Below are 1227 nucleotides of genomic sequence, written 5' to 3' on the forward strand. Positions count from 1 at the left end.
CGGAGCGGTCGCGCTGCGCCAGCGGCGCGACGACGACGACCCGGCACGGGTGCTCGTGGCTGGCCTGGTTGGCCGCCCGCACCGAGTCCTCGATGTCGGCCTCCTCCGCGACGACGACGAGGGTGAGCACCCGGCCGAGCGCCACGGCGCCGCCCTCGTCGCGCAGGTGGGCGAGCCGCTTGCCGACCGCGTTCGTGGTCGTGTCCGGCATGTCGATGATCATCGGGGCTCTCCTCGGTGGATGCGGCACAGGTGGGGGCGGCTCGCCGCGGCGCGTGGGGTGACGTCCGGGGTGCGGGCGGGCGTCACGGGCGCCGCCACGAGCGGCCGTCGCGGGCCATCATCTTGTCGGCGGACTCCGGGCCCCAGGTGCCCGAGGCGTACTGCTCCGGCTTGCCCTTGCCCGCCCAGTACGCGGTCACCGGGTCGAGGATCTTCCAGGAGAGCTCGACCTCCTCGCGCGTCGGGAAGAGCGGCGGGTCGCCGAGGAGGACGTCGAGGATGAGGCGCTCGTAGGCCTCGGGGGACGACTCGGTGAACGAGTGGCCGTAGCCGAAGTCCATCGTGACGTCGCGGACCTCCATCGCGGTGCCGGGCACCTTCGCGCCGAACCGGAGGGTGACGCCCTCGTCGGGCTGCACGCGGATGACCAGCGCGTTGTTGCCCAGGTCGGACGTGAGGGACGACTCGAACGGCAGGTGGGGCGCCTTCTTGAAGACGACGGCCACCTCGGTGACGCGGCGGCCCAGGCGCTTGCCCGTGCGCAGGTAGAAGGGCACGCCCGCCCAGCGCCGGTTGTCGATCTCGAGCTTGACCGCGGCGAACGTCTCGGTCGTGGAGTCGGGGTTGAAGCCCTCCTCCTCGAGGAACCCGACGACCTTCTCGCCGCCCTGCCACCCGGAGGCGTACTGACCGCGGGCGGTGTGGCGCCCGAGGTCGCGGGGGAGCCGCACCGAGGAGAGCGCCTTGATCTTCTCGGCGCGCAGGGCATCGGCGTCGAAGTTGACCGGCTCCTCCATGGCGACGAGCGCCAGGAGCTGCAGCAGGTGGTTCTGGATCACGTCGCGGGCGGCGCCGATGCCGTCGTAGTAGCTCGCGCGCCCGCCGATGCCGATGTCCTCGGCCATCGTGATCTGGACGTGGTCGACGTAGTTGCTGTTCCACAGCGGCTCGAACATCTGGTTCGCGAACCGCAGGGCGAGGAGGTTCTGGACCGTCTCCTTGCCG

At 71.6% G+C, this 1227-nt stretch carries 1 protein-coding gene and 1 pseudogene; both read right to left on the reverse strand.

The features are described from left to right. Nucleotides 1-223, reverse strand: a pseudogene (locus ACFWEK_RS21755) (OpcA protein); the annotation flags it as partial. Between the two features lie 82 nt (nucleotides 224-305). Further along, the coding region (gene zwf, locus ACFWEK_RS21760) for a glucose-6-phosphate dehydrogenase (RefSeq protein ID WP_430555399.1) at nucleotides 306-1227 on the reverse strand (922 nt) is incomplete at its 5' end.

Origin of the sequence: Isoptericola sp. NPDC060257, from assembly GCF_042726645.1 — a bacterium.
In the GTDB taxonomy this organism is placed as follows: domain Bacteria; phylum Actinomycetota; class Actinomycetes; order Actinomycetales; family Cellulomonadaceae; genus Isoptericola; species Isoptericola nanjingensis.